Here is a 408-nt window from a genome sequence, read left to right on the forward strand (position 1 = left end):
GGAAAAAGCCTCGGCCGGGAACTGCCCTAAGACGAGAAGTGACTCCGCGCCATCATCAAGGCCATGGCCGGCAAGGGCACCGTGCTCCTAGTCGTTGATCAGCCCTCGACCATTGGTGCCCTGCCGGTCGTCGTCGACTTGGCCGATGGATGCTCAACTGTTAAATTCGCCGGGCTGGCAATGCGCCGCATCGCCGAGCTACACCTGGGCGAAGCCAAGACAGATGCCCGGTTCACCCCTCAGTGGCTAGCTAAAGCCTCGTTCATACACGCACTCCGTGCATGCTACGGCACTAGGTGCGTGGGTCAACAGTCGGGAACAGCAATGACCCGATAAAGCTTTAAGACGTCGGGGGACTAACCGGGATTCTGTGCCGGTGCTGGGAGAATTGGGGTATGGATACCTCTA

The 408-nt window shown here is 59.1% G+C and carries 1 pseudogene; it reads left to right on the top strand.

From position 1 onward, the window contains the following. Positions 1-42: 42 nt before the first annotated feature. Positions 43-231 (top strand): annotated as a pseudogene (locus tag ACT3TS_RS19780) (IS110 family transposase); the annotation flags it as partial. Between the last annotated feature and the right edge of the window lie 177 nt (positions 232-408).

Source organism: Specibacter sp. AOP5-B1-6 (genome assembly GCF_052376555.1).
In the GTDB taxonomy this organism is placed as follows: domain Bacteria; phylum Actinomycetota; class Actinomycetes; order Actinomycetales; family Micrococcaceae; genus Specibacter.